This window comes from Leisingera sp. F5 (assembly GCF_001593695.1).
The window spans coordinates 1-1,496 of record NZ_LUKH01000898.1 but is presented as its reverse complement, the minus strand read 5'-3'; the positions used below and the strand labels follow the sequence as shown (position 1 = coordinate 1,496).

The following is a 1,496-nucleotide window of genomic DNA, read 5'->3' as shown; positions in this document are numbered from 1 at the left end:
TAGTCCTGATAGCGCTCCATGTCCTGCACATCCACATGGGCCACCCAGTATCCTTTGGGCATGGGCTGCAGCCTCCCTTCTTTTTATGGTTGAGTGCAGGCTGATACAAAAGCGCGGTAAAGACAATGGGGCGGTTGTTAAGAATTTCCCCGTTCCGCAGAATTTGCACCTGCTTCAATGGTTTGCCGAGAAATGCAAAACGCCCGCCGGTGAGGGCGGGCGTTTGAAACATGCTTAACAGCCGGCTCAGCCGATCTCAGCCAGGCGCGCCAGGGCTTCTTTGACCTTGGCTTCTTCTTCCTCGCGCGCGGTGAGGTTGGCGCGGGCTTCGGCCACCACGTCTTCCGGGGCCGAGGCCGCGAATTTGGGGTTGTTCAGGCGTCCGCGCAGGCCTCCCAGTTCCTTTGCCAGCTTGCCCAGGGTCTTCTCCAGACGCGCCTTTTCGGCGTCCACGTCGATCACATCCGCCAGCGGCAGGCCGAAGGAAGCACCGGGCGCGGCCACGGACGCACAGCCTTTCGGGAAGCTCTCGACCTGTTCCAGAGAAGTGATGCGGGCCAGTTTCTGAATCATCGCCTCGTTCTTCTCCCAGGCATTGCGCGCCTGATCGGAGAACTCGGTCACCACCATCGGGATCTTGGCGCCCGCCGGCACATGCATCTGCGCGCGGGTGGAGCGGATGTTTTCAATCGCGGTGATCACCCAGTTCATCTCGGCGTCTGCATCCGCATTGACCAGCTCGGCGCCATAGGACGGCCAGTCCGCATGCACCAGCATCTTCTCGCGCTTGGCAGTGTTGCCCCACAGTTCTTCGGTGATGAAGGGCATGATCGGGTGCAGCAGGATCATGCACTGATCCAGCACCCAGCCAAGCGTCTGGCGGGTCTCGGCGATCACGGCCGCGTCCTCGGAGCCGAACAGCGGTTTCGACAGCTCGATGTACCAGTCGCAGACCTTTCCCCAGGTAAAGGCATAGAGCGCGTTGGCGGCGTCGTTGAAACGATAGGCCTCCAGCGCTGCGTCCACTTCTACCCGCACTTTCGCCGTTTCGCCAATGATCCACTGGTTCACGGCAGCCTGTGCATCCGGGCAAGCATAGGCCGGGACGTCCGCGTCATAGACCTTGTTGAAATGGGCAAAGTTCACCGCATTCCACAGTTTGGTGCCAAAATTCCGGTAGCCCTTGAGGCGCTCCATATCCAGCTTGAGCACGCCGCCCAGGGCTGCCATCGCGGCGGAGGAGAAGCGCAGCGCGTCGGCGCCGAATTCGTCGATGATCTCCAGCGGGTCGACCACGTTGCCGGTGGATTTCGACATCTTCTTGCCTTTGGCGTCGCGCACCAGCCCGTGCAGGTAGACGGTGTCGAAGGGGATCTGATCGACGACCGCCAGCTGCATCATCATCATCCGGGCAACCCAGAAGAACAGAATGTCCTGACCGGTGACCAAGGTCGAGGTCGGGAAGTATTTCCGCATCTCGGCCGTGTCTTCCGGCC

Annotated in this window: 1 protein-coding gene; it reads right to left on the bottom strand. The window is 60.8% G+C overall.

Annotated elements, in window-relative coordinates; translation table 11 throughout:
• Positions 1-246: 246 nt before the first annotated feature.
• A partial coding sequence (locus tag A2I95_RS37225; protein ID WP_291737491.1) for a class I tRNA ligase family protein occupies positions 247-1,496 on the bottom strand: 1,250 nt, incomplete at its 5' end.